This is a genomic window from Haoranjiania flava, from assembly GCF_025631005.1.
GTDB classification, from domain to species: domain Bacteria; phylum Bacteroidota; class Bacteroidia; order Chitinophagales; family Chitinophagaceae; genus Haoranjiania; species Haoranjiania flava.
The window spans coordinates 111,259-137,870 of sequence record NZ_JAOTPL010000007.1 but is presented as its reverse complement, the minus strand read 5'-3'; the positions used below and the strand labels follow the sequence as shown (position 1 = coordinate 137,870).

The 26,612-nt window shown below is 42.3% G+C and carries 27 protein-coding genes; 19 read left to right on the top strand and 8 right to left on the bottom strand.

Annotated elements, in window-relative coordinates; all coding sequences use genetic code 11:
* Positions 1-313: 313 nt before the first annotated feature.
* The 3 genes from radA (at position 314) to OD355_RS06955 (ending at position 4,354) form a co-directional block, all read left to right on the top strand.
* Positions 314-1,696: a DNA repair protein RadA gene (gene radA / locus OD355_RS06965; RefSeq protein WP_263037737.1), complete on the top strand. Its 1,383-nt coding sequence runs from the start codon at positions 314-316 to the stop codon at positions 1,694-1,696.
* A 100-nt stretch (positions 1,697-1,796) separates the two neighbouring features.
* Positions 1,797-2,771: an ROK family protein gene (locus tag OD355_RS06960; RefSeq protein ID WP_263037736.1), complete on the top strand. Its 975-nt coding sequence runs from the start codon at positions 1,797-1,799 to the stop codon at positions 2,769-2,771.
* A gap of 101 nt (positions 2,772-2,872) precedes the next feature.
* Entirely contained in the window at positions 2,873-4,354 is a 1,482-nt protein-coding gene (locus OD355_RS06955; protein ID WP_263037735.1) for an NAD(P)H-hydrate dehydratase, read from the top strand.
* A 120-nt stretch (positions 4,355-4,474) separates the two neighbouring features.
* Here the strand turns inward: OD355_RS06955 and crcB are convergent, their stop codons facing one another.
* Positions 4,475-4,861, bottom strand: a complete 387-nt coding sequence (gene crcB / locus OD355_RS06950) for a fluoride efflux transporter CrcB (protein WP_263037734.1) — start codon at positions 4,859-4,861, stop codon at positions 4,475-4,477.
* A gap of 222 nt (positions 4,862-5,083) precedes the next feature.
* Between crcB and OD355_RS06945 the strand changes: the two genes are divergently transcribed.
* From OD355_RS06945 to mnmA, 4 genes are all read left to right on the top strand, one after another.
* Complete coding sequence (locus tag OD355_RS06945) at positions 5,084-5,641, top strand: YMGG-like glycine zipper-containing protein (RefSeq protein WP_263037733.1); 558 nt, start codon at positions 5,084-5,086, stop codon at positions 5,639-5,641.
* 283 nt (positions 5,642-5,924) lie between these two features.
* Positions 5,925-7,319 (top strand): class II fumarate hydratase, encoded by a 1,395-nt coding sequence (gene fumC, locus OD355_RS06940; RefSeq protein ID WP_263037732.1) that lies wholly within the window; start codon positions 5,925-5,927, stop codon positions 7,317-7,319.
* The gene (trpB, locus tag OD355_RS06935; RefSeq protein WP_263037731.1) at positions 7,280-8,602 is read left to right on the top strand and encodes a tryptophan synthase subunit beta; all 1,323 of its coding nucleotides are present in this window, start codon (positions 7,280-7,282) and stop codon (positions 8,600-8,602) included. Before fumC ends, trpB begins: the two co-directional genes overlap by 40 nt.
* A gap of 81 nt (positions 8,603-8,683) precedes the next feature.
* The gene (gene mnmA, locus OD355_RS06930) at positions 8,684-9,775 is read left to right on the top strand and encodes a tRNA 2-thiouridine(34) synthase MnmA (RefSeq protein ID WP_263037730.1); all 1,092 of its coding nucleotides are present in this window, start codon (positions 8,684-8,686) and stop codon (positions 9,773-9,775) included.
* A 50-nt stretch (positions 9,776-9,825) separates the two neighbouring features.
* Here mnmA and OD355_RS06925 read toward each other — a convergent pair whose 3' ends face one another.
* The 3 genes from OD355_RS06925 to OD355_RS06915 form a co-directional block, all read right to left on the bottom strand.
* Entirely contained in the window at positions 9,826-10,332 is a 507-nt protein-coding gene (locus OD355_RS06925) for an FKBP-type peptidyl-prolyl cis-trans isomerase (protein WP_263037729.1), read from the bottom strand.
* A 414-nt stretch (positions 10,333-10,746) separates the two neighbouring features.
* Positions 10,747-11,244, bottom strand: coding sequence for an FKBP-type peptidyl-prolyl cis-trans isomerase (locus OD355_RS06920; RefSeq protein WP_263037728.1), 498 nt, complete (start codon positions 11,242-11,244; stop codon positions 10,747-10,749).
* Positions 11,245-11,469: 225 nt separating this feature from the next.
* Positions 11,470-11,805, bottom strand: a complete 336-nt coding sequence (locus tag OD355_RS06915) for a hypothetical protein (RefSeq protein ID WP_263037727.1) — start codon at positions 11,803-11,805, stop codon at positions 11,470-11,472.
* 92 nt (positions 11,806-11,897) lie between these two features.
* On the opposite strand from OD355_RS06915, the gene OD355_RS06910 reads away from it, so the two are divergent.
* The 3 genes from OD355_RS06910 (at position 11,898) to groL (ending at position 14,909) form a co-directional block, all read left to right on the top strand.
* Positions 11,898-12,746, top strand: coding sequence for a hypothetical protein (locus tag OD355_RS06910; RefSeq protein WP_263037726.1), 849 nt, complete (start codon positions 11,898-11,900; stop codon positions 12,744-12,746).
* A gap of 172 nt (positions 12,747-12,918) precedes the next feature.
* Positions 12,919-13,203 carry a co-chaperone GroES gene (locus tag OD355_RS06905; RefSeq protein ID WP_263037725.1) on the top strand — a complete coding sequence of 95 codons (285 nt, stop codon included), beginning with the start codon at positions 12,919-12,921 and terminating at the stop codon, positions 13,201-13,203.
* A 74-nt stretch (positions 13,204-13,277) separates the two neighbouring features.
* The gene (gene groL / locus OD355_RS06900) at positions 13,278-14,909 is read left to right on the top strand and encodes a chaperonin GroEL (protein ID WP_263037724.1); all 1,632 of its coding nucleotides are present in this window, start codon (positions 13,278-13,280) and stop codon (positions 14,907-14,909) included.
* Between the two features lie 70 nt (positions 14,910-14,979).
* Here groL and ruvB read toward each other — a convergent pair whose 3' ends face one another.
* Positions 14,980-16,065, bottom strand: a complete 1,086-nt coding sequence (gene ruvB, locus OD355_RS06895; RefSeq protein ID WP_263037723.1) for a Holliday junction branch migration DNA helicase RuvB — start codon at positions 16,063-16,065, stop codon at positions 14,980-14,982.
* Between the two features lie 61 nt (positions 16,066-16,126).
* On the opposite strand from ruvB, the gene OD355_RS06890 reads away from it, so the two are divergent.
* From OD355_RS06890 to OD355_RS06870, 5 genes are all read left to right on the top strand, one after another.
* Positions 16,127-17,635 carry a lipopolysaccharide biosynthesis protein gene (locus OD355_RS06890; protein WP_263037722.1) on the top strand — a complete coding sequence of 503 codons (1,509 nt, stop codon included), beginning with the start codon at positions 16,127-16,129 and terminating at the stop codon, positions 17,633-17,635.
* Between the two features lie 44 nt (positions 17,636-17,679).
* Complete coding sequence (locus OD355_RS06885) at positions 17,680-18,393, top strand: YggS family pyridoxal phosphate-dependent enzyme (protein ID WP_263037721.1); 714 nt, start codon at positions 17,680-17,682, stop codon at positions 18,391-18,393.
* Positions 18,394-18,397: 4 nt separating this feature from the next.
* A complete protein-coding gene (locus tag OD355_RS06880) occupies positions 18,398-18,991 on the top strand; it encodes a sugar O-acetyltransferase (RefSeq protein ID WP_263037720.1) in 594 nt (197 codons plus the stop codon).
* A 359-nt stretch (positions 18,992-19,350) separates the two neighbouring features.
* Complete coding sequence (locus OD355_RS06875; protein ID WP_263037719.1) at positions 19,351-19,677, top strand: ArsR/SmtB family transcription factor; 327 nt, start codon at positions 19,351-19,353, stop codon at positions 19,675-19,677.
* Between the two features lie 34 nt (positions 19,678-19,711).
* The gene (locus OD355_RS06870) at positions 19,712-20,545 is read left to right on the top strand and encodes an arsenite methyltransferase (RefSeq protein ID WP_263037718.1); all 834 of its coding nucleotides are present in this window, start codon (positions 19,712-19,714) and stop codon (positions 20,543-20,545) included.
* 145 nt (positions 20,546-20,690) lie between these two features.
* Here the strand turns inward: OD355_RS06870 and OD355_RS06865 are convergent, their stop codons facing one another.
* Positions 20,691-21,041 carry a DUF4377 domain-containing protein gene (locus tag OD355_RS06865; protein ID WP_263037717.1) on the bottom strand — a complete coding sequence of 117 codons (351 nt, stop codon included), beginning with the start codon at positions 21,039-21,041 and terminating at the stop codon, positions 20,691-20,693.
* A gap of 261 nt (positions 21,042-21,302) precedes the next feature.
* On the bottom strand, positions 21,303-22,061 hold the full coding sequence (locus OD355_RS06860) for an XRE family transcriptional regulator (protein ID WP_263037716.1): 759 nt from the start codon (positions 22,059-22,061) through the stop codon (positions 21,303-21,305).
* Positions 22,062-22,174: 113 nt separating this feature from the next.
* On the opposite strand from OD355_RS06860, the gene OD355_RS06855 reads away from it, so the two are divergent.
* The 4 genes from OD355_RS06855 (at position 22,175) to OD355_RS06840 (ending at position 25,820) form a co-directional block, all read left to right on the top strand.
* Positions 22,175-23,152 (top strand): GSCFA domain-containing protein, encoded by a 978-nt coding sequence (locus tag OD355_RS06855; RefSeq protein ID WP_263037715.1) that lies wholly within the window; start codon positions 22,175-22,177, stop codon positions 23,150-23,152.
* A 76-nt stretch (positions 23,153-23,228) separates the two neighbouring features.
* Positions 23,229-24,002 carry a threonine/serine exporter family protein gene (locus OD355_RS06850; protein WP_263037714.1) on the top strand — a complete coding sequence of 258 codons (774 nt, stop codon included), beginning with the start codon at positions 23,229-23,231 and terminating at the stop codon, positions 24,000-24,002.
* A 3-nt stretch (positions 24,003-24,005) separates the two neighbouring features.
* Positions 24,006-24,524, top strand: a complete 519-nt coding sequence (locus OD355_RS06845) for a threonine/serine exporter family protein (protein WP_263037713.1) — start codon at positions 24,006-24,008, stop codon at positions 24,522-24,524.
* A 57-nt stretch (positions 24,525-24,581) separates the two neighbouring features.
* The gene (locus OD355_RS06840; RefSeq protein WP_263037712.1) at positions 24,582-25,820 is read left to right on the top strand and encodes a glycoside hydrolase family 27 protein; all 1,239 of its coding nucleotides are present in this window, start codon (positions 24,582-24,584) and stop codon (positions 25,818-25,820) included.
* 467 nt (positions 25,821-26,287) lie between these two features.
* On the opposite strand, the gene OD355_RS06835 is transcribed toward OD355_RS06840, so the two are convergent.
* Complete coding sequence (locus OD355_RS06835; RefSeq protein ID WP_263037711.1) at positions 26,288-26,593, bottom strand: TolC family protein; 306 nt, start codon at positions 26,591-26,593, stop codon at positions 26,288-26,290.
* Positions 26,594-26,612 lie beyond the last annotated feature (19 nt).

Sequence of the window (26,612 nt, the reverse complement as noted above, 5' to 3'; positions counted from 1 at the left end):
CCTATGCTTATGGCTATTTCATGTGTATAAATTTTAGTTCGCCGCTTTGCGGCTGTTTTTAATCGTGACATGGAATAGCCTTTATTCATCAACGGTTGGTATGCAACTTTGGTTATGGGTATTTCATGATTAAAGCGGCATTGAGTGTAAATAAAAAGCATCCCGCAAAATTATTACTTACTTCCAAGCCCTTTGATTAAACTCTTTATTTCAAGAAGGGCTGCTAAGAGAATCGCGAAGAGGTAAATACTATCTATAAAACCTTGTATTGCCATTGCGGATTTATAACCTACATTTGGAAAAATGTTTTCCAATGGCAAAAATCAAAACAGCATTTTTTTGTACAAGTTGTGGTTATGAAAGTATGAAGTGGCTGGGCAAGTGCCCGGCATGCAATGAATGGAACACATTCGTGGAAGAGATCGTTGAGAAAAACGATAAAGTTGCTGCTGCCAATGAATGGAAGAATTATAAAACAAGTCCTGCCAAAAAAGAAACTAAAATTGTTGCGCTCAGCGAAGTAAATTTTACGGAAGAAAAAAGAATTTTCACTTATGATACTGAACTTAACCGTGTGCTGGGCGGCGGTATAGTTGCGGGCAGCCTGGTGCTGGTAGGCGGGGAGCCTGGCATTGGCAAGAGTACACTTTTGTTGCAGGATTGCCTGCAGTTGAAAGACTACGTAACCCTGTACATCAGCGGCGAAGAGAGTGAACCGCAGATCAAGATGCGCGCCAACCGGCTAAAAGCCGAGAATGATAATTTTTATTTGCTTACCGAAACTTCCACCCAGTCTGTATTCAAAGAAATAAAAAAACTCAGGCCCGATATGGTAGTCGTTGATTCCATTCAGACCATGCAGTCGAACATGATAGAGTCGTCGGCAGGGAGTATTTCACAGATACGGGAGACGGCTGCCGAGTTTCAGAAGTTTGCTAAAGAAACAGGTACGCCTGTTTTCCTGATCGGCCATATCACTAAAGACGGCAATATTGCAGGCCCTAAGATACTGGAACATATGGTAGATACGGTGTTGCAGTTCGAGGGCGACAGGCACTATGCATACCGCATCTTACGTACACTGAAAAACCGTTTTGGCAGCACTTCGGAATTAGGCATTTATGAAATGACGGGCGAAGGCATGCGCATGGTTACCAATCCATCGGAACTATTGATATCCCAGAAAGACGAACAGTTAAGCGGCAGCGCCATCGCAGCAAGTATGGAGGGTATGCGCCCTTTGCTGATAGAAGTGCAGGCGCTTGTGACCCAAAGTGTGTATGGCACACCCCAACGTACGGTCAGCGGCTTTAATTTGCGGAGGCTGCAATTGTTGCTCGCGGTGCTGGAAAAGCGCGGCGGCTTTATGTTTGGGGCAAAAGATGTATTTGTAAACATAGCTGGCGGTTTAAATGTAGAAGACCCTTCCACGGATCTGGCCATCGTATGTGCCTTGTTGTCGTCTTATGAAGATGCTGCATTGCCCGAACATATTTGTTTTGCAGGGGAAGTCGGGCTCAATGGCGAGATACGTGCTGTAAACCGCGTGGAGCAACGCATTGCCGAAGCAGAAAAATTGGGCTTTGAAAAGATCATTGTTTCCAAATTCAACAAAAAAGGTTTGAATAAAAGCCACTACCACATTGAGATTGTAGCGCTGGGCAAGGTAGAAGAGGTATATAAGTATTTGTTTTAGTTAAATCTTTTCAAGCTGATATAAAACATATTTTCGTAATGAAAATAATTTGTAATTTAGGTTTTTGAAAATTTATAAAATTTAAAAATTAAAAAAAGATATGGAAATTCCAGCGACACAGCAGTATGCTATTGGTATAGATATTGGCGGCACCAACACGGTCTACGGACTTGTTGACCGTAGAGGCCACATCTCTTACCGGGGAGCAACGTCTACCAAAAAGCATGAAAAAATAGAAGATTATCTTGAGGAGCTTTACGAATCACTGATGCCTACCATTGAGCAGGCAGGCGGTGTAGAGTACATCAAAGGAATTGGCATAGGCGCACCGAACGGAAACTTTTACACAGGTTCTATTGAGTATGCTCCCAATCTTCAGTGGAAAGGCGTGATCAGGCTGGTAGATATGGTGAAAGCAAAATTTGGGTTGCCTGCTGCGCTCACCAATGATGCAAACGCTGCAGCGGTAGGTGAAATGACCTACGGCGCTGCACGTGGTATGAAAGAATTTATCATGATTACTTTGGGCACCGGCGTTGGTAGCGGTATCGTGGTTAACGGCCAGCTGGTATACGGCCACGATGGTTTTGCAGGTGAGCTGGGACACAACATCATCATTCCCGGAGGCCGCAAACACTGGGCTACAGGCTTTGAAGGATCTTTGGAAGCGTATGCTTCTGCAACAGGTGTACGCCTGACTGCATTGGAAATGCTGGAAAAAAATCCTGAAACACCGAGCATCATGCGCAACTATACCCCCGATGAACTTGACAGCCGTTTGGTGTATGACTGTGCTATACAGGGAGATGAGCTGGCAGTGGAAGTTTATAACTACACAGGCAAGATTTTAGGTATGGCGCTGGCCAATTTTGTTATGTTCTCTTCACCGCAGTCTATTATATTGTTCGGCGGGCTTACCAAAGCCGGCGATCTTATATTCAAGCCAACAAAAGATGCTATGGAAGAAAACTTATTGCCTATCTTCAGAAATAAAGTAGCTATTATTCCAAGTGAACTTAAAGAAGCTGATGCAGCCATTCTTGGCGCCAGCGCACTTGTTTGGGAATTACCATAACTTTTCTTTTTCATAATTTGTAAAAGCTTCGGATGTACTCATCCGTGGCTTTTGTTTTTTCAATGCTTTTGTTTTAATTTGATGGCAGAAAAATTATTTTTATGCAGGCCATTATCTCAGCGGTACAAATGCATCTCGCGGATGAATACACTATTACCCACGAACCTGTAACATTATTCGATCTTATGGAAAGGGCATCTGCTGCATTTGTAAAATGTTTCAGGAAAGATTTTGATGATAGAGGATTGCGTTTAGCAGTTTTCTGCGGCCCCGGAAATAACGGTGGCGATGGCCTGGCTATTGCGCGTATGCTGATAAATAGCGGGTACCTCAATACTGCCGTTTACAAAATAAATTTTTCGCCAAACCAAAGTGAAGACAATAAAACAAATGAAGCGCTGCTGAAAAAAATGCATGCTCCCGTCAGGTATATTTATAAAGCAGAAGATATGCAATTCATCGCAGCCGATGTATTGATTGATGCGGTGTTGGGCTCGGGACTGAATAAACCGTTGTCTGGTGAATATGCACAGCTGGCTCAAAAGATCAATGCCATAAATATACCTGTGTATGCTGTTGACATACCTACAGGGCTGCCTGCAGATGGCGGCGTTGATGAAAACTACAATGGCATCAGGGCACAAAAAACTATTACATTCCAACGCCCAAAATTCAATTTTTTTCTACCTGAAAGCCTGGCAGCCACGCAGGAGTTTGAAGTTGTAAATATTGGCCTGGATGAAGATTATATTCAATCGTTACCGGCCGGTCATTACCTTTTGGAAGAAAAAGATATCAGGAAAATTCTGCCGCCACGAAAGCGCTTTTCACACAAAGGAACTTATGGCCACGCTTTGCTTATTTGCGGACAGCCGCAGACAATGGGCGCTGCGTTGTTATGTGCAAGCGGCTGCATCCATGCCGGTGCAGGGTTGGTTACAGCCTGCATCCCCGGTAGCGGGCTTACTGCGCTTAATGCTTCCTTGCCCGAGGCAATGTATTTGCCGCGCGATATCGGGCAAATAACCTCAACGGCTGAAGATTACAAGGTTGTAGCTATTGGCTGCGGCCTTGATACCAACGATGAAAGTAAAGTACTGCTTGAAAAAGCGCTGGAAATGCAGACTCAATTAGTCATAGATGCAGATGCTATCAACCTTCTGGCGAAAGATAAAAATTTACTGGATAAACTGCCTCCGGGCACAATACTGACTCCACACATCAAAGAGTTTGACAGGTTATTCGGCAACCATACCAGCTGGCACAGCAGGCTGCAAACCGCAGTGGGTGAGGCTTTCAGCCGAAGGCTCACCATCGTGCTCAAAAACCAGTATACTTTTATTTGCCATAGCGATAAGAAGATTTATATCAATCCAACAGGTAATCCGGCAATGGCTCAGGGCGGTATGGGCGATGTGCTTACCGGCATCATAGCAGGATTGCTTGCTCAGAAACTATCTCCTTTACACGCTGCATGGGCGGGTTGCTACCTGCACGGAAAAGCAGGAGACCGGTTAGCCAGGAACAGCTATGTTGTAAAGGCATCAGCCCTTGCAGAACAGGTTGCTAAAGAAATGAAATGAGCCATAAGAGTACTGCATATCAACTGAGGGTGAATATACGTCGAAAGAAAGTTCACTGAAAGTAATTTCATGTGGCCATTGAAAACAGCGATCATCTAAGTGTCAAAACAATTTTACAAGTTACTTTATTACCCAATATCCAAGATAGGTAGCAGCAAGGCCTGATAACACACTGGCGCCAATATACATAGCTGCTAAACCCAACTGGCCATTACGCAACAGGATAATAGTTTCATTGGAAAATGCGGAGAATGTAGTAAAGCCGCCCAAAACCCCTGTTGCTAAAAACAGTTTCCACTCCTGGTTAGAAGGTTGCTTTTCAAAGAAAGCAAATACAATACCTATCAACAGGCATCCCAGGACATTTACAACTAAAGTTCCGTAAGGAAGTATTGTGGAAAGCCTGTTTTGCATGGCAACAGATACCATGTACCTGCATACACCGCCGATAAAACTACCTATGCCTATGAGAAAGATTGTATAGAGATTAAACATACTGTAAGGCAAAAATAATTTTTATTTATTTAATGGAAAGGTTGTATAAACTGTTAAAAAAAGTATTTACATTACTCTTGAATCCCAATGTTTTATCTTGAGTTCGTTCCCTGGCTTTAACAAATTTATATTGCTTAGACGGCTTATAGATTTAAACTTGTATGGTTTTTGTTTATTCTAAGCCATAAGGAAATGATCCGGAAAAAGATTTTTTATAAACTAAAATGATACATTATGAAGAACATATTTTTAATAGTTGCTGCTTTTATTATGTTTTTAGCAGCTTGTAAAAGCAACAACCAGGACAACAATACAATCTCGCAGGATACAGCCGGTCTGGCAGCTTTCAGGCAACAGAAATTACTTGATGCACAATTAGCAGACCAGGCGAGAATTGACTCGGCAGCACAGGCAAAAGTAGATCAGATGAATGCTGAAAAAGCAAGTACTGCAGCAGTTGCCACAAGATCTGCCAATAAATCAAGCGCTGTAAGGCAAAGTTCAAGATCATCTTCATCCAGCGCCAGGAGATCGTCATCTTCTTCATCAGGCACTTATTCAAGAGGTTCAAATGACGGATATGCAAGCGCTCCGGTGCAGACAGCTCCTGAAAGAAGAGGCATTAGCAAGGCAGCTAAAGGAGCCATGATCGGTGCAGGTACAGGTGCGGTAGCAGGCGCTATCATTAACAAGCGTAACCGTGGTGCAGGCGCTGTCATAGGGGGTGTTGTAGGTGGTGCGGTTGGTTATGGTGTAGGCCGTTCACAAGACAAAAAAGATGGAAGATATTAGAAGATATCAATCAAAATCAATCATAGAAATACATGCAGCGATCGGAATTCCGGTCGCTTTTTTTTGATACCGATGTGAGTTATGGAGTTATAATTGCAAATTGCAAATTACAAATTACAGATTGCAGAATACAAATCCCCATTATAAACCTAATAAATAAAATTTGCCATTATCCATTATCATTGTCCATTAACCCTTCCGCTCATAATTATCTGACCAATATCATATTAGCTGCAAACAAAATAAATTACCTTTGCTATTCAATAAAACTAAAATATTAATCATGGAATATCGTATTGAAAAAGACACTATGGGTGAGGTGCAGGTTCCTGCCGATAAATTCTGGGGGGCACAGACGGAACGCTCCAGGAACAACTTTAAAATCGGTCCTGAAGGTTCTATGCCCAAAGAGATTATTGAAGCATTTGCTTACCTGAAAAAAGCAGCCGCTTTTGCCAATTGTGAGCTGGGTGTTTTAACGCAGGAAAAGCGCGACCTGATCGCTGATGTATGTGATGAAATTTTAGCAGGCAAATTAGACGATCAGTTCCCGTTGGTGATCTGGCAGACAGGCTCCGGTACACAGTCTAATATGAATGTGAATGAAGTGGTTGCCAACAGGGCACATGTAAATAACGGGGGAACCTTGGGTGAAAAATCTATCATCCATCCGAATGATGATGTAAATAAATCCCAGTCTTCCAACGATACGTATCCTACGGCTATGCACATTGCTGCTTACAAAAAAGTAGTAGAGCAAACCATACCCGCCGTGGAAGTTTTAAGAAACACTTTGGATGCCAAGGCAAAGGCTTTTAACGATATTGTAAAAATCGGCAGGACGCATTTAATGGATGCAACCCCGCTTACATTGGGACAGGAATTTTCAGGTTATGTTGCGCAACTGGATTACGCTATCAAAGCCATTAAAAATACATTAGCCCACCTGAAGGAGCTTGCGCTCGGCGGTACGGCAGTTGGTACGGGGCTGAATACGCCCAAAGGCTACGATGTAAAAGTTGCGGAATACATTGCGCAATTTACAGGCCATCCTTTTGTAACTGCCCCCAACAAATTTGAAGCCCTTGCAGCCCATGACGGCATTGTGGAAACGCACGGTGCCCTGAAGCAGTTGGCTGTAGCTTTATTTAAAATAGCTCAGGATGTGCGCATGCTGGCATCCGGTCCACGTTCAGGTATTGGTGAAATACTGATCCCGGAAAATGAGCCTGGCTCTTCAATCATGCCTGGCAAGGTAAACCCAACCCAGAATGAAGCAATGACCATGGTTTGTGCACAGGTATTGGGCAATGATGTAGCTATCAGCTTCTCAGGTACCCAAGGACATTATGAGCTCAACGTTTTCAAACCTGTGATGGCGTACAATTTCCTCCAGTCTGCTCAATTGCTGGCTGATGCATGTCATTCTTTCAATGACCACTGCGCTGTGGGCATTGAACCTAACCATACCAGGATTAAAGAACTGGTAGATAAATCCCTGATGCTGGTAACTGCACTCAATACGCACATCGGCTATGAAAATGCAGCTAAAATTGCCAAGACCGCCCATAAGAACGGTACTACATTAAAAGAAGAAGCGGTAAACTTAGGCTTACTTACAGCCGAACAGTTTGATGAATGGGTAAAACCAGAAGATATGGTAGGCAGCCTGAAATAGGCAGCTTTACTGTTTCCTTTGATAATAATAATAAAACCTCAGAGAACATCTGGGGTTTTCACTTAAAACTATCTTTTATGGCGGAGAAAAATTTCAAAAAATACCCGGACGCGGGTGGTTTCTTTCATGAGTATGGCGGCGCATTCATACCCCCGGTACTGGAGTCAGAGATGAAAAAAATATGCGACGCTTATACATCTCTTAGTAGGTCGCATAAATTTATCGCTGAACTAAGAAGCATTCGAAAGCATTACCAGGGGAGGCCTACACCTGTCTATTACTGCAACAGGCTTTCCGAGAAATACGGTGCAAGGATTTATCTGAAACGCGAAGACCTGAATCATTCGGGTGCGCACAAGCTCAATCACTGCATGGGCGAAGCTTTGCTGGCAAAATATCTGGGAAAGAAAAAGCTTATCGCAGAAACGGGCGCCGGCCAGCATGGTGTGGCGCTGGCTACGGCTGCTGCTTACTTTGGCCTGGAATGCGAGATTCACATGGGAGATGTGGATATGGCCAAGGAATATCCCAACGTGGTGCGCATGAAGATACTGGGCGCAAAAGTGGTGCCTGTGACACATGGTCTCAAAACCCTGAAAGAAGCGGTAGATTCAGCATTTGAAGCTTACCTGAAAGACCCGGAAACTTCCATTTACTGCATCGGCTCTGTGGTGGGCCCGCATCCTTTCCCGATGATGGTAAGAGATTTTCAACGTGTAGTGGGCATCGAAGCCAAAGAACAATTTTTTGAAATGACCGGCAGCATGCCTGATAAGCTTGTGGCCTGTGTTGGCGGAGGTAGTAATGCCATGGGTTTGTTTTACGATTTCCTGGAAGAAAACTGCGAGATATACGGCGTGGAGCCGGGTGGCAGGTCAATGGATACCGGCGAACATGCCGCTTCCCTGACTTTTGGCACACCGGGCATTTTGCATGGCTTTAAAAGTTATCTGCTGCAGGATGAGAAAGGACAGCCGTTGCCTGTATATTCTGTAGCCAGCGGGCTGGATTACCCGGGTGTTGGCCCTGAACATTGCATGCTTAAAGATTTTCAGCGGGTGAAGTATGTAACGGCTAATGACAGGGAGTGTATTGATGCATTTTTTGAACTGAGCCGGCTGGAAGGTGTGATACCTGCCCTGGAAAGCGCGCACGCAGTAGCCTACGCAGTAAAGCTGGCAAAAGAAGATCCGAATAAATCCATATTGGTGAACCTGAGCGGAAGAGGAGATAAGGACATAGATTTCGTTCTGGAGAAATACGGTTTGCCTGAAGAAAGATAATGTCAGCTTTTCGCAAGAAAAATTGTTTAACAATAGTCGCTGGTCATCATTCTCCATTAAAATTATATCTTTGCAGCGCTTATGAGTAAAGGAAAAGTTTTAGTGGCTATGAGTGGCGGCATTGACAGTACAGTTGTCGCGTTAATGCTTCACAACGAAGGTTATGAAGTAATTGGCATTACCATGAAAACCTGGGACTATGCTGCCAGCGGCGGCAGTACCAAGGAGACGGGCTGCTGCAATGTAGACAGCTTCAACGATGCGCGCAAAGCGGCTGTGGAAAACGGTTTCCCGCATTTTATTCTGGATATCCGCGATGAGTTCGGCGATTTTGTTATTGAAAATTTTGTAGAAGAATACCTGGCAGGCAGAACGCCTAATCCCTGTGTGATGTGTAATACCCATATTAAATGGCGCGCACTGCTGAAACGTGCAGACGCAATGGGTTGTGATTTTATTGCTACCGGTCATTATGCCAATATTCACCGCCATACCAACGGACGGTATTATTTAACCAAAGGCCTGGACGAATTAAAAGACCAGAGCTATGTATTGTGGGGATTAGAGCAGGACTTGCTTTCACGCACATTATTACCATTGGGCAACTACAGAAAAACCGAAATCCGCAAAATGGCGGAAGGCTATGGCTATCCTGAGTTGGCTAAGAAAAGCGAAAGCTATGAAATATGTTTCGTGCCCGATAATGATTACCGTGGTTTTTTAAAACGGAAAGTAACGGGCCTGGAAGAAAAAGTGGACGGCGGTTTATTCGTAGACAAAACCGGTAAAATTTTAGGCAGGCATAAAGGATACCCGTTTTATACCATCGGTCAGCGAAAAGGCCTTGTGGCAGTCGGCAGGCCAATCTACGTTACAGAAATTATCCCAGAAACCAACACGGTAGTTTTGGGTGATGAAGAAGACCTCAACAAAAATGAAGTTTTTATTGCCGGTATTAACTGGCAGAAGTACGAAAGAGTAGCAGACGGTACCGAGCTGCTCACAAAGATCAGGTATAAAGACAGCGGTACTTTAGGCAGGTTGTACAACCAGCCAGACGGCAATATCCGCTTTGAATTTTATGAAGATGCCAAGGGTATAGCTCCCGGCCAGAGCGCTGTGTTCTATGAAGGTGAAGATGTGGTTGGCGGCGGCATTATCCAGCGGAAATAAAAAAAACCTGGCAGATCACAGAACTGCCAGGCATCTGAATATAAAACCTGTTAATAGCCGTTACCAGGACTCTTGATATCTGTAACTTCTATTTCAAAGTATAAAGGCGAGTTGGCAGGAATACTTCCTTTGACGTAGGGGCCGTAAGCGTAAGCAGAAGGGGTTACAAAACGGATTTGTCCACCTTTGCCGACTTTGAACAAAGCAGTGTAGAAAGAAGGAATCAAACCACCCGCGTTTCTGAGGTCGAATGATTGATTTTCTGATTCACCAAATACTGTACTATTCAGCAGCATACCCTTATATTTAACAACAGCAACGGGTTTGTCTTTAGAAATTGTATCTGTAGCGCTTCCTTTATTTACAATCTCGTACATCAGTCCTTTCAGGTTTTCATCTTCCACCATGGTATAGCCTTTGGAAGTTATAAATTTCTGAATGGTATCTTTCTCTGCGGCAGGGTCTCTGGGTTGTAGTGTTTCAGTGCCTTTCAGGCAGGAGCTTACAGTGATTGCTATTGCAAACAATGTCATCAAGGATAGAAAAGTTCTTTTCATCTGTGTATATTTATTTTATTTGTTTTTTAGTTGCCACATGGAATAGCCTTTATTCATTTGAGGTTGGTATGCAACTTTGCTTATGGCTATTTCATGTGTATTTATTTGTTTTTTAATGGTCACATGGAATAGCCTTTATTCATTCGCGGTTGGTATGCAACTTTGCTTATGGCTATTTCATGTGTATTTATTTGTTTTTTAGTTGTTACATGGAATAACCAGTTTTTTTAGATTCAATACTCATTCCCGGTTGGTAAAGATTCTTAATCTTTATGGTTATTTTATGTGTGTATATTATTTATTTTTTTACCATATGAAAATATGAATAAATTTTATGCTCGTATTTTCAATAAGGCCGGGCAAAGCTTAAAAAACAGCCTGCCCGTTATTAAAGTATTAAGGATGTAAATGTTCCTATTCTGTTTCACGCACATCCAGCAGTTCGATATCGTAAAATAGCGGCGAGTTAGCCGGCACTTTACCTTTTATATAGGGACCGTATCCATATTTGGAAGGAGTTACCAGGCGTATATGCCCGCCTTTTCCTATTTTGCTAAGCGAGTACATGGCACCCTGTGAGAAAGGTATTGTTTTCAACAGGTTAAATACAGCTTTTGCGCTTTCTAAAGTTACTGTGCCATCAAGCAGTGTTTCTTTAAAAGTAATTTCAATAACGGGAGCACTATTAGAAATTGTATCCGTTTCACTTCCGCGGGCTACAATCTGGTACATCAATCCTTGTACAAGTGCATCTTCCACCATGGTATATCCTTTGGAAGTTATAAATTTCTGAATGGTATCTTTCTCTGCGGCAGGGTCTCTGGGCTGCAGTGGTTCAGTGCCTTTCAGGCAGGAGCTTACAGTGATTGCTATTGCAAACAATGTCATCAGGGATAGAAAAGTTCTTTTCATGTGTATATATTTATTTGTTTTTCAGTTGTCACATGGAATAACCATTTTTTTTAGATTCAATATCATTCACGGTTGGTATAGATTCTTGATCTTTATGGTTATTTCATAATAAAAGTTTATTTTTTACAGGGGTGCAGCATCCGCATGTGAACACTGTTGATTCTACGTACATGCACGTTGTTGTCGGTATTTCTAAATATTGTTACGTAAAAATAACGCTTAACGCTACAATTGTTGCAATTGTTTTTCAGATTTGCGCTTCTTGGCCATCAGTTCATTGTATTGCTGCTCCTTCCTGTCCCACTGCTGGCGTTTATAAAACACCGCAAATACTACTGATATGACCACCAGTGCAAGAATAATGACAAGAATATAGCTGCCATTGCTGTTTACCATCATATCCGCACGCTTATACCATCCGCTGAAAACCATTACCAGTACTGCGCTACAGAATATCAACCCTACATACAATCCCGATTTTAGCTGATGTGACAGCGAGCGTTCCTGTTGCCTGTTTTTTTCCCAATAATCAACAAAATCATTTTCCTCTTTTGTAAGCATGTAAAAAAGTTTATTTTTGTAAGAGACTATCTTTTCAGGTATCTTTCAAAAACAAATTAAAACATTTTTATTTAAAAATAAATCTAAACATTGTGGCAGTTAATATTCAGCAATTGACCGACTATCTTTTGCAGCACAAAACGCTTAGTATGGAAAAGATCGGTACCATTTCCATAAACAATCCTGTAGAAGCTTCTGAAAGCGGGGAGCAGGCCGGTCCCAACATTTTTGTTTTTGATAAGAAAGCCACCACTTCCGAAGGCCTTTACGCGTATATTGCTGAACTGCAACAAAAAAACCCGAGCATAGTCCGTGCAGACGTAGATTCTTTCATTGAAGAGTCGCGCCAGTTGATGAATATCGGCTCCCGCGCCATGAATTTCCAGGGAGTGGGATATATTTATTCCGATAAAAACGAAGGCTATAAACTCAGCAAATATTCGCCCGTTGGTTTCAGGGAAGCGTTGCCTGCCGGTACCGGTGAAGATAACAGCCTGAATAAAATGCCCAATTACAATTACCGCTACCAGCGCAGCAGCAATGGCATGAAGGTGTTTTTGTATTTCATAATCCTGGTTTTGCTGGCCGGGATTGGTTATTTTATTTATTCCATGATGGATGAGCGTGCCGCAAATGCCATTGAAGAGCAGCCGATAGCCCATAGTGAAACGGTGCAGGATACCGTTGCCGGCCAGGCGCCGGTTGCAAAAAATAATGTGTCAAAATTCATTATTGAAACTACACCCCACATTAACCGTGTTACCAGTCGTACGGCCCAGCTCACCAAATACGGGCACAATATCCTGGTAGATACTGTTGACATCAACGGCGCAAAGAGTTATAAAATATATTTCCCCATAACCCTGCAAAATCCTGCTGATACTTCAAAAATAAAAGATTCTCTTAGCCGCTATTTCGGTAGAAAAGTGGTCATTGAATAAACCTATTAAAGGTAAAAATGTCAGCATAAATTTTAAAGCTGACATTTTTTGTAAGCCTAACTGTTTAATATTCCCTGTAAAATGCAATTTTGACCTTGATATTACCGTGGCAAAGAAGTTGCAGAGCGTTAACCGCAATTGAAACTATAAAACAAAATAAAAAATCAATATTATGGAAACGAATGTGATAACATTGAAGCCACTGCACGACAGAGTGGTAGTATTACCCGCAGCAGCAGAAAAAACCAGCGCAGGCGGTATCATTATCCCCGACACAGCTAAGGAAAAACCACAGAAAGGTACTGTAGTAGCAGTTGGTAACGGTAAAAAAGACGAGCCCATGACCGTAAAAGTAAACGACCAGGTGCTTTACGGAAAATATGCAGGCCAGGAAATTGAAATTGAAGGTAAGGAATACCTTATCATGAGAGAAAGCGATATCGTAGCAGTACTCTAAAACTATATTCGGCAGGCATAAGCATGCCAGAACACACTAACTATTTTCTTATTAACGATTTAATGAAATAAAATATGGCAAAACAAATATTTTTTGATATTGAAGCAAGAAATAAAATGAAGAAAGGCGTTGATACGCTTGCAAACGCTGTGAAAGTAACCTTAGGCCCTAAAGGCCGCAACGTGGTTATTGAAAAGAAATTTGGCGCCCCCGCAGTTACTAAGGACGGTGTAACCGTTGCTAAAGAAATTGAACTGGAAGACCCCATTGAAAACATGGGTGCACAAATGGTAAAAGAAGTAGCATCTAAAACCGGTGATATAGCCGGAGACGGCACTACCACTGCCACTGTATTGGCACAGGCTATTATCGGTGAAGGTTTGAAAAACGTAGCTGCAGGTGCAAACCCAATGGACCTTAAACGCGGTATAGACAAAGCAGTAGCCGCTATCGTTGAAAACCTGCGTGCACAATCACAGGCAGTAGGCGAAGATACCAGCAAAATTGAGCAGGTAGCAACAGTTTCTGCCAACAACGATTCTGAAATCGGTAAGCTGATCGCTGAAGCTTTTGGCAAAGTAGGCAAAGAAGGCGTAATTACCGTAGAAGAAGCAAAAGGCACAGATACTTATGTAGATGTTGTGGAAGGTATGCAGTTCGACAGGGGATATATTTCTCCATACTTCGTGACTGATACCGAAAAAATGGAAACTGAAATGCAGAATCCATACATCCTTATCTACGATAAAAAAATATCTAACCTCAAAGAAATTTTACCATTGCTTGAAAAGATCGTTCAAAGTTCTTCTTCACTGCTGATCATTGCAGAAGACCTTGAGGGCGAAGCTTTGGCTACCTTGGTGGTAAACAAATTGCGCGGTCAGCTGAAAGTGGCTGCTGTAAAGGCTCCCGGCTTTGGCGACAGAAGGAAGGAGATGCTTGAAGATATTGCTATCTTAACAGGCGGTGTGGTTATCAGCGAAGAAAAAGGATTAACCCTTGATAACGTAGACCTGGGCGTATTGGGCCGTGCTGCAGCATTGACCATCAACAAAGACACAACTACCATCGTAGACGGTAAGGGTGAAAAAGAAGCCATTCAGGCTCGTGTAAACCAGATCAAATCCCAGATTGAGACAACTACTTCTGATTACGACAGAGAAAAATTACAGGAACGCCTGGCTAAATTGTCCGGTGGTGTGGCTGTATTGTATGTAGGCGCTGCTACTGAAGTGGAAATGAAAGAAAAGAAAGACAGGGTAGACGATGCTTTACACGCTACACGTGCTGCTGTTGAAGAAGGTTTTGTACCGGGTGGTGGCGTAGCTTATATCCGCGCTACTGCAAACCTGGAAGCTGCCCAGGGTTCTAATGACGACGAATCTACCGGCTACAACATCGTAAAACGTTCTTTGGAAGAGCCGATCCGCCAAATTGTTAGCAACTGCGGCGTTGAAGGTTCCATCGTCGTACAGAAGATTAAAGAAGGCGAGAATGATTTTGGTTTTAATGCGCGTACTGAAGTGTTTGAATCACTGTACAAAGCTGGTGTTATTGATCCTACAAAAGTTACCCGTATCGCTTTGGAAAACGCAGCCTCTATCGCAGGCATGTTGTTAACTACCGAATGCGTGGTTGCAGATAAACCTGAACCTAAACAGCCTGCTGCTCCTGCAATGCCGGGCGGTATGGACGGAATGTATTAATAGATTGAATGTTTATAAAACTAAAAGCTCCTGACTATTGTACAGGAGCTTTTTTAATGAATGATGAAATCTAAAACAATACTGCCTGCCCGCCTTTTGCGGGTGGCTGCTTGCTTAAATGAATGTAAGCTTTTTCCGTGGTTTCGCGCCCGCGCGGCGTGCGCTGCAAAAATCCTTCCTGTATCAAAAAAGGTTCATATACTTCTTCAATTGTGCCGGGCTCTTCCCCAACGGCTGTTGCAATGGTAGTGATGCCTACCGGGCCTCCTTTGAATTTATCTATGATGCAGGAAAGAATGCGGTTGTCCATTTCATCAAGGCCATGTTCATCCACATTCAATGCTTTCAGGGCGTGCTTGGTAATGGCAATATCAATGGCCCCGTTGTTAAGTACCTGTGCAAAATCCCGCACACGGCGCAGCAGGCCGTTGGCAATACGGGGCGTACCGCGGCTTCTTCGCGCAATTTCATGGGCTGCATCGTCGCCGATCTTTGTATGAAGAATGCCGGCGCTCCTGAAAATAATATGTTTCAGGGTATCGGCGTTGTAATATTCCAGCCGTGATTTAATGCCAAACCTTGAAAGCAGGGGGGCTGTGAGCAGGCCGCTGCGTGTAGTAGCGCCCACCAGTGTAAACGGCTCAAGCGAAAGTTGTATGCTGCGTGCATTGGGGCCGGAGTCGATCATAATATCGATCTTAAAATCTTCCATGGCAGCATACAGGTATTCTTCTACGATAGTGCTCAGGCGATGGATCTCATCGATAAATAATACGTCATTCTTTCCAAGGCTTGTGAGCAGCCCGGCTAGGTCGCCCGGCTTTTCTATCACAGGGCCGGAAGTTTCCTTAATGTTTACGCCCATTTCATTTGCCACGATCCTTGACAGCGTCGTTTTTCCCAAGCCTGGAGGGCCGTGAAATAAAATGTGGTCCAGCGCTTCGCTGCGCATTTTAGCTGCCTTGATAAAGATCACCAGGTTTTCAACAAGCTGCGGCTGCCCAGAGAAATCGTCGATGTCGGTAGGGCGTATAGAGTTTTCATACTCCTTATCTGCAGAGCTAAGCCTGGAAATATCTGTATTTAAATTCGGGTTTGACACATGGTAAAGATATAAAAAAGTTGCGTGCTGTGAACGATTTACCTGTTTTCTCATACAAGGTGGCTTAATACACCCACATCGATCATTTGTCTTACTTTTGCGAAAACTTATTTCATTGGGGCAGATAAAAAAACTGGCAGGACAAACGCTTTGGTATGGCGGCAGCAGCGTAGTAGCTAAGCTGTTAAATGCATTGCTTACACCGGTGCTGACCTATTTGATGGTTGATAAGTCGGGGATGGAAGCCTTTGGCAAAGTATCCCTGATCTATGCTTACTTTGGTGTATTGAATGTGGTATTTACCTACGGTATGGAAACCGGCTATTTCAGGTTCAGCAACAAACCGGGTGTAGACCGCCGAAAGCTTTTCCAGACAACATTCGGCTCACTGCTGGTTTCAACCATACTGTTCTGCGGGCTCTTGTATATTTTTCGTTTTGATATTCTTGATTTCACCAGGATCGGGAACAATGTGCAGTATATTTTCTTGTGCATACTCATCCTCGCATTTGATACACTGGCAGCCATACCCTTCGCAAAACTGCGGCAGGATGCACGTCCTAAGCGGTATGCATTTATTAAGATCATCGGCATTATTATCAATATTGTTTGTATCATATTTTTCCTTGCCATATTGCCGGGCTTGAATAATAGCTTTGTGCAAGATCTGTTGTCCGGGTTCGATAAAGTATCATTGATATTACTGGCCAACGTGCTGGGCAGTGCAGTTGTTTTCTTTCTTCTTTTTAACGAATGGAGATCTTTCCGTTTCAGCATAGATAAAGACTTATTGAAACAGGTGTTTGCATACAGTTCACCCATGTTAGTAATAGGCCTTGCAGGTATGATCAACGAGGTGATGGACCGCGCTTTTCTGAACAAATGGTACAGCGGCACACCTGCTGAACGCATTACCATTGTTGGTATTTATTCGGCATGCTACAAAATTTCAATTGTGATCACTATGTTCATACAGGCATTCAAAATGGCAGCCGAACCTTTTTTCTTTAACCGTTCAGCAGATAAAAATGCGCCTGCATTGTACGCACGGGTTATGAACTGGTTTGTGATCACGCTATGTTTGGCATTTTTATTTACGGCCCTGTTCCTGGATTACTGGAAATATTATGTACAGGAAAATTACCGGGTAGGATTGTACATCGTGCCGGTGCTCTTGTTTGCAAATATCTTCAGCGGCATTTATTACAATTTATCTATCTGGTATAAGTTAACCGACAGGATGCGTTATGGTATCTACATCACGGTTATTGGCGCTTTGGTTACGCTGGTGGGAAATTATTTCTTTATACCCAGGTTTGGTATGATGGCTTCCGCCTGGACTACGCTTGCCTGCTATAGCTTAATGGTGGTCCTGTGTTATTTGTGGGGACAAAAGTTTTTTAAAGTGCCGTATAATATTTCAAAAATATTAAGCTATCTCGCCGTGATGCTCCTGGTGTTTTTTATCCAGGAAATTATAAAATCGCTTACACCGGGCCTTGTTATCAGAACGCTTAGCGGGTTTATTTTATTATCGGTTTTTGTACTATACATTATCAGAAAAGAGAAAGAGCAAATATACGCTATGCCTGTAGTGGGTAAATGGCTGAGGAAGTTTGACTGATAAACTTTATCTTTATCGAATATCTTTTACGGAGGAATTTTATCATGCATCCTATCATTGAAAACATAAACCTTATTAAGCAAAGAATCGCCAACGCATGTGCAGGCTGCGGCAGGCGTGCAGAAGACGTGAAACTATTGCTTGCTACGAAAACGGTAAATGCCGAAAAAATACGCATAGCTTTCAGCGCCGGCGAAACACTGATGGGTGAAAACAAAGTGCAGGAGCTAAAAGAAAAGTATGAAGATCTGAAAAGCATTCCGCACCAGACACATTTTATAGGGCATCTGCAGACCAATAAGATAAAAGAGGTACTGAAATATGTGAATTGTATACAATCGGTAGACCGTATAGAGCTTGCCCGCAAACTCAACGACCGCCTGGCGTTTGAGCAAAGAACAATGGAGATATTCATACAGGTAAATACTTCCTACGAAGACAGTAAGTTTGGTATAGCGCCCGAACAGGCTGTAGACTTTGCACAAGAAGTAAGCAGGCTGGAACGATTACAAATAAAGGGTTTGATGACCATAGGCCTCTTCTCTGCCGAACAGGAAAAAGTGCGTAAATGTTTTGAATTATTAAAAACATTACAACACGAAATGCTTGATAAAGGTATTGAAGCCCACGAATTGTCCATGGGCATGAGCCACGACCTGGAAACGGCTATTGAGGAAGGTGCAACCATTGTGCGCGTAGGCACGGCTATTTTCGGGGAAAGAATCTATCCCGACAGCTACTACTGGAACGAAAAATAAGTTAATGACAGAGAAGCAAAAAATGCTGGCAGGGAAGCCATATTTTGGTTTTGATGAAGAGTTGTTTAGCGAACGCCAACATGCAAAGGACCTGGTGTACCGGATCAACACGCTTCATCCGCATAAAATCGATGAAAGGAACAGCCTATTTAAAGCATTGTTTGCAAAAACTACAGGCAACTTTCATATTGAACCCCCGTTTTATTGCGACTACGGTTATAATATTTTTTTAGGGGAAAATTTTTATGCCAATTATAATTGCATCATCCTTGACTGTGCTGGCGTGCATATCGGCGATAATGTAATGTTTGGCCCTAATGTAAATATTTATACGGCAGGTCATCCGCTTGATGCTGAAAAAAGAAATTCCGGGCTGGAATATGCACAGCCGATTCATATCGGCAATAATGTGTGGATTGGCGGCCATACAGTTGTAAACCCGGGCATTGCGATTGGTGATAATACGGTGATAGGCTCGGGTAGTGTGGTTACTAAAGATATACCCTCAAACGTTATAGCTGCGGGCAATCCATGCAAAGTCTTAAGAGCCGTTACCAAAGAAGATAAGTTATATTATTTTAAAAAGATGCAGTTTTAAACAGGTTTAAGATTTCAATACCTTCTTGTGAAAAGCAGGAGTTTATGGTAAACAATCCTGAATACAAGCTACATACGATTGCCACGCAGACACAAAATTCCCTTTGCGCAACTTTTTGTCTTTTTTGTGTATAGTGTGGTTAGAAGATAAGCTCAATCACAAGGTGCACAAGGGTTTGCACAAGGTACACTATTTCGCCACGGAGACACAAAATTTCCTTTGCGCAACTTTTGCCTTCTTTGTATACATGGTGGTTAAGGCCATCTGAAATCAACATATAAAAAGCACGAAAAAAAATTTGCCTCCGAAAAGATAGTTTTAATTCTATATCGTAATATTGCAATATAGAAATATAGATTATGGGCGCTTCTAATAAAGATCATTATACCAGGCAGCAAAACCGTATAGCAGCTATAGCGAAAGCTCTGGGGCATCCTGCACGCGTGGCCATTATAGAATACCTGCTGAAAGCAGATGCATGCATCTGTGGCGATATTGTTGATAAGCTGCCTTTAGCGCAACCCACGGTATCACAGCATTTAAAAGAATTGAAGCAGGCCGGGCTTATAAAGGGCACTATTGAAGGCAATGCTATTTGTTACTGCATAAACGAGAAAACCTTCAACATACTAAAAGACTATTTTTCAAAAATCATAGTGACTGCCAGGAATCAGGGCTGTTGTTGAGCAGATTATTTTATAAGTTTTTAAAACATATCCCATGAATACCCAAGAAGAGATCAAAGAAATGGTAAGGCAGAAATACAGCGAAATAGCCTTACAGGATAAAGCCATCAATTCCTCTTGCTGCTGCGGAGCAGGTGGTTGCAGTACGGAAGTCTATACCATAATGAGTGAAGAATACAATGAGCTTAGCGGCTATAACCCTGATGCTGATTTAGGTTTGGGATGTGGCCTTCCTACTCAGTTTGCCAAAATTAAAAAAGGCGATACCGTTATAGATCTGGGCAGCGGCGCCGGAAATGATTGTTTTGTAGCAAGGGCGGAAGCAGGCGATTCCGGCAAAGTTATCGGAATTGATTTTACTGAAGCCATGATCAAAAAAGCGCGTGCGAACGCAGAGAAGCTGGGATTTAATAACGTGGAATTTCGCCGGGGAGATATTGAAAAAATGCCGGTAACTTCCAATATAGCCGATGTAGTAGTGAGCAATTGTGTGTTAAACCTTGTTCCAGATAAACAGGCCGTGTTTGCTGAGATATACAGGGTGCTGAAGCCCGGCGGCCATTTCAGTATTTCAGATATTGTGCTTACGGGCACATTGCCTGCAAAGATCAGGAGTGCGGCAGAAATGTATGCAGGTTGCGTTGCCAGCGCTATTGATAAAGAGGCATATTTAAGCTATATCTCAGATGCAGGCTTCAAAAACATGGCTATTCAAAAAGATAAACCAATTGTTGTACCTGATGATATCCTTAAAAATTACCTGGATGCTGATGAAATAGCAACCTACAAGGCCAGCGATACCGTGATCCACAGTATTACGGTATATGCAGAAAAGCTTAAGTGTGATGCTTATTCCGGTTGCTGTTAAAAAGTTTTGGGAAGATTAAGAATCATCAACTTTTGCATAGCAAATTCCGAATAGCAAAGAACAACTGAACTGACAGAAATTTCTAATTAGTCAAAAATATGCACAATACCCAAATCAACGCATCCCTTTAATAATATTGGATTAATTACTTTTCTTTAGAAACTATTTTAACCAACGTATATTCATTTATATCTCCATCCATCGGCGGGTTGGCTAATATTGTCACCTCAACTATGAGGATATATTTGAAACCTTCTTCAAAAGTAAAACCCTTAATCTCCCCTAAGGTTAGCGTAAAGGTTTCCTTTGTCCGTAAATCGGTTACTCGCATAGCAGGAATATTTTTGGGAGCATCCGCAGCAGCCGGAGGCCTTGGCCCGACATATTCTATATAAGGTGAAATTTCAAAAGATGCTTGATAGGATTGATTTACAGCTTCTTTTTGACACGATAGCAGAGTCATGAACACCAATAAAGTAATTATAATTTGTTTCATATAGCTATTTTATTTTATCGATGATAACAAATATCATAATTAAATTAGAAAAAAGAAAATTATATTCAGAAAATTAATTTTCGTTGATATAAAGCCTATATCAGCTGTTTAGACGCCCTCACCGCTCTTCGCGAATTATGAATATGTTTTACAGGAAATAGCATTCATTTCTGCTGATTGATTAACTTCCTACATGCGCGACTAAAAAGGACTAAGCGTCATTGAGATGCAAATACGAAAGACAACATAAAATAAACAGCACTAATTCATTTTCTTCTTCATAGTAGTTACCTGTTCCTGCAGGTTGGTCACCATATTGGCCAGCTGGTTTACATCCCAGCGGTTTTGTTTTTCTGCCTTGGTAATGATCATCTGCGCTTTCCACAGTTCCAGCACATCATCAAGCTGTACGTTGTAAGGCTCGTACATGGGATTATCGCTGATCAGCGTGATCTTATCCTTTACTTTATTGTTGCGGGAAACTCTTTTGTAAACAATACCGTTGCTTTTGGAAACAACCACGTAAGGATTCTGATTTTTTATCTCCTCCACGTTCTCCACTTTTTCTCCTACAATCACGCTGCCGCTTGGTGTTGGCAGCATACTGTCGCCCACGATCTCAAACGCGCGGTAATACCCGGGTGCAAGCATAGGCAGGGTAAAGGTATTCAGTTCATCCAGGAACTCCGTGTCGGCATAGCCTGCAAGGTACCCTGCTGCGGCTTTGACAGGTACAAACTGGATTTCATTGGTTTCTGCTTTTGAGATTTTCATAGCGCGCCGCTTGTCAATGTAGGCGCCGCCACCATTAGGTACAGAAATGTCTTTCAATAAAACATCGTCCAGGCTAAGTTTAAAAATGCTGCATACTTTTTCAAGAATATCAATGCGCGGTTCTGCACGCTCTTCTTCGTAAGCGCCCAGCAGGGAGCGTTTGATGTCTAATTTGCCTGCAAACTGATCCTGGGTCCAGCCTCTTAACTTTCTGAGGTAGCGTAAATTTTTTCCGGCGTAGCTCATAGTAAAAAAGTTTTTATTTGTACAACTAATTTATTTAGCAAATATACTAATTTATTTAGTTTGCCAAATCTTTTAGGAAGTTTTTTAGGAAAATTTTTGAGTAGCTTTGCAGCATGCAGTTTTTCGCGAACATACAGATACCGGATTTGCAACCCGCAATCACCTACAACGACCAAATTTTCCTGACCGGATCCTGCTTCACGGAGCATATCGGCAATCATTTAAAAAATGTAAAGTTCAATGTTTTACAAAACCCCAATGGGATTTTGTTCGATCCTTTAAGTGTGTGCAGCAGCCTGGTCAGCTATATCGATCATAAAAAATACAGGGAAGAAGATCTGTTTTACCTGAATGAATCCTGGCATAGCTGGCAGCACCACAGCCGTTTTTCACATCCCGATAAAACTGCCTGTTTACAGGGCATCAATGCATCGCAGCAACAGGCGCATGATTTTTTACAAAAGAGCAAGTGGCTGATCATTACATTGGGATCCGCATTTTCCTACAAGCTTTCAGACAGCCGTGTACCTGTAGCCAATTGCCACAAAGCGCCTGCACAAACATTTGAAAAGCATCTTTGCAGTATTGAAGAAATTATCTCAGCATTTGACCTGGCACTCTATCGTTTGCTGCAATTCAATCCCGGCCTGCATGTAATGTTTACCATCAGCCCGGTGCGGCATTTGCGCGATGGAGTAGTGGATAACAACCGCAGCAAAGCCAGGCTGATAGAAGCGGTTCATCACCTGGTGAATAAGTTTGACAGGCTGTATTATTTTCCTGCTTATGAGCTGGTGATAGATGTTTTAAGAGATTACCGTTTTTATGATATTGACCTGGCTCATCCCAACTATCAGGCAACGGCTTTCGTGCTGGAAAAATTTTCTGAAAGCTGCATGGATACTGATACACAGCAACTTGCCGAAGCGTTTAGAAAAATATCCATAGCTAAAAGTCACAGGCCTTTTAATGCTGCTTCCGAACAGCACAGGAAATTTTTGCAGCATTATCATGAGCTTACGAGCAGCTATAGCAGCCGTTTCCCCAATCTTGATTTTAGTGAAGAGCTTGCCTATTTTGCAGCATGCTGATACAATCGTTTGTTTAAAAATTTCGATAAAGCCCTTGCAAAACATTAATTTTGCGGCAGTTATTTAGTAAAAGCGAATGGAAAAAACTACTATTGAACAGCACAATCAACTGCTGCTTAACATCGGCACAACTTTACTTGAATCTGGTGCACACTGTGGCAGGATCAACCGCAATGTAAGGCGTATTGCCGATGCTATGGGCATTGATACGGAAATATTTTTTGATTATTCGGGTATGATCCTTACTACCAAATTCAAAGACGATCCTACCGTAACTTCTACCCACTACAAAAAAGTAAAAGGGCACCTGGTGCATTTTGATACGCTGGCAGATATCAGTGTATTCTCCTGGAAGGTGCATGATGAGAAGCTTTCTTTTAACGAGGTGGCAGAAGAATTTGAAGAGATATCGTCACGCCCGCATCTGCCGAGATGGCAGGTTGTGTTGGGCGTTGGCGTGGCCTGCGCTTCGCTTTGCATCATTTCAGACGGCAACTGGATAGACGTGCTGTTTAGCTTCTTCGCTTCCATGCTGGGGCTGATCGTACGCCAGGAAATAACCAAGAGAAGATACAACATCATGATCGCCGTAACTGCTGCTGCATTTGTTACCAGTATGATCGTATCGCTAAACGTGGTGTACGACCTGGGAGCTGCACCGGATAAAGCTTTGGCTACTTCAGTGTTGTACCTGGTGCCAGGTGTACCTTTGGTAAATTCGGTAATAGACCTGATAGAAGGTTATGTATCTACTTCTATACAGCGGGGGTTTTACGGTGCATTCCTGTTGCTGTGTATTGCAGTGGGCATGGCATTTTCAATTTTAATTTTCGGCATACATAATTTTTAAGAGATGGATAATATTTTACTGTTGATGCTCAAAGATTTTGCATTCGCATTTTTGGTGGCGATAGGATTTGGCAGCCTGTTTCATACACCCAGGAAAGTGTTGATGATAGCGGGTTTGCTCGGCGGGCTGGGGCACAGCATACGTTTTTTATTGCACCAGGGATTTGATTTCGGTCTAATTACTTCTACCATGTGTGGTACTGCTATTATTGGGTTGCTGGGCATTGTGTTTGCACACAGGGCACATACGCCGCCCGTAGTATTTACGATGCCTGCATGCATCACCATGATCCCGGGTTTGTATGCTTACCGTACTATGCTTGGCCTTATCAGGCTTACAGATGAGACCGGCCTGAACCAAAGCCCCAATGAGTTGCATGATACCCTGCATAATTTTGTGCTTACCGCTTCGCTTTTGTTCACGCTGGCAATAGGCATTTCCATCAGTGTTTTACTGTTCAGGCAATCCAGTGTAAAAACCATTAAGCCGCCTGCTATACCTAAACTGAAAAAAAAGGAATAATCAGGTAGTTTGTGATGGATATGATTAAGATAAAAATTACATTAAGATAACTGTACCATGCCTATAAAACGCTATTCTCTGGTCATTTTTTTTCTTCTTACCCTGTCGGTAAATGCACAAACCAGGCAAGCCGGTAATCGTTCAAAAGAATTAAAAACACCCTTAATGGGATGGGCAAGCTGGAATCATTACAGGGCCCATATTAATGAAGACATCGTAAAAGCACAGGCCGACGCCTTGGTAAATCTTAAATTGACAGAAGCAGGATATAGGTTTATTAATATTGATGACGGCTTTTTTGGCGGCAGGGACATCAATGGAAAAATTCTTTTTCATAAAAAAAGATTTCCGGGAGGTATGAAAAGTTTGGCGCGCTACATACATGCCAAAGGCCTGAAAGCAGGTATCTATTCCGATGCGGGGGCCAACACATGTGCATCGTATTGGGATAAAGATACTATTGGATCCGGGATGGGATTGTATGGGCATGATGAGCAGGACCTGAATCTATTTCTCAAAGAATGGGACTTTGACTTTATAAAAGTGGACTGGTGCGGTGGAGAATGGATGGGACTTGACGAAGAGGTAAGGTATACACAAATAGGCAATCTGGCCAGGCAAATAAAGCCTTCTGTAATTTATAATGTTTGCCGCTGGCAATTTCCGGGGAAGTGGGTAACGAATGTAGCAGACTCGTGGAGAATTTCCGGGGATATAGATAACAAATTTGAGTCTATACTCAACATCATTGACATCAACGCTGATTTATGGATATACAGCTCTTACGGGCACTATAACGATATGGACATGTTGCAGGTGGGCAGAGGAATGACTTATGAAGAAGACAAAGCGCACTTTTCTATGTGGTGCATGATGCATTCCCCGCTATTGCTCGGCAATGACTTAACTACTATGTCCCAGCAAACAAAAGATATAATTACCAACCGCGAAATAATTGCCTTAAACCAAAGCGCATTTGTATACCAGGCGCGCCGTTTAATCGATTACGGCGACCTCGAAGTTTGGGGCAAGCCATTACTATCAACTATGAGCGGGGAAGTAGCAGTAGCCTTATTAAACAGAACAAAAGAAACTAAAAATATCAGCTTTGACCTGAAATCAGTAGGTATCAATCCTGCGAAAGGATATATCACTAAAGACTTATGGACTAAAGAAACTTTTAAAAGATCTTATGACAGCACGCTTACCAAAAGTGTAGCGCCTCATGGCGTGGTAGTTTTAAAAATTGCGGGTACAGCATTGCCTTACAATATTTTCCAGTATAAAAGCAAATAGTGATTCCGGCTAATCATTTTAGTTGTTGCGCCACGATATTCAACATTTAAGATTTCCTACAAGTATACTTCTGCTGATGTTTTGTTCCAGGTATTTGCAGAAATAATAAACTGCTCTAACCTGCATAAACAAACCAGGCATCAGTTCTTGCCGAAGGCAAGCCTGTTTGTACGCTTCACCCTTGACCAAACATACAGCTTCTGAACAATGACCCAAAAATGGCCATCTATGGATGTAACAACAAATTACAAAATATGTTTGCTGATAAGAACTTAAAAAATGAAAGCGGTATGTTTGAAAGGGTAAAAAGTGCACCGATTAACCCCCCAAAATTTAACTAAGCTGGTAAAAATTTAATATTATAACACGCTGATTTTAAAATATTTATAGTCTAGTATGCATGTATTAGGCTTATCTTGGCAAGTGAAAATTAATTTGTGCAGTTAAAAAAATGTTTATACATTTATTTATTGGCAGTCATTGTAGCGCTGCGCCTCGGATAAAAAAGACACAGCAAAACGGATTTGAAATATGACAAAACTAATAGAACGTCCGAATTGACCTCCTGCATTAGTGCTGAAACTGAGTGTAGGAATTTTAGCTGCTTTTGATTGCTCCAGCTGCAAAGCGCTTATACGTGCCTGAACATCTGCCTGCTGTACAGAAACATTATGTGCGGTAGCATAGGTAATACATTCTTCAAGAGACCAATACTTAATTTGTGAAGTAGCTGTATTGTAGATAAAAATCGTTAATGAAAAAAACAAAAGCATGTACTTCATTGTGTAAGCA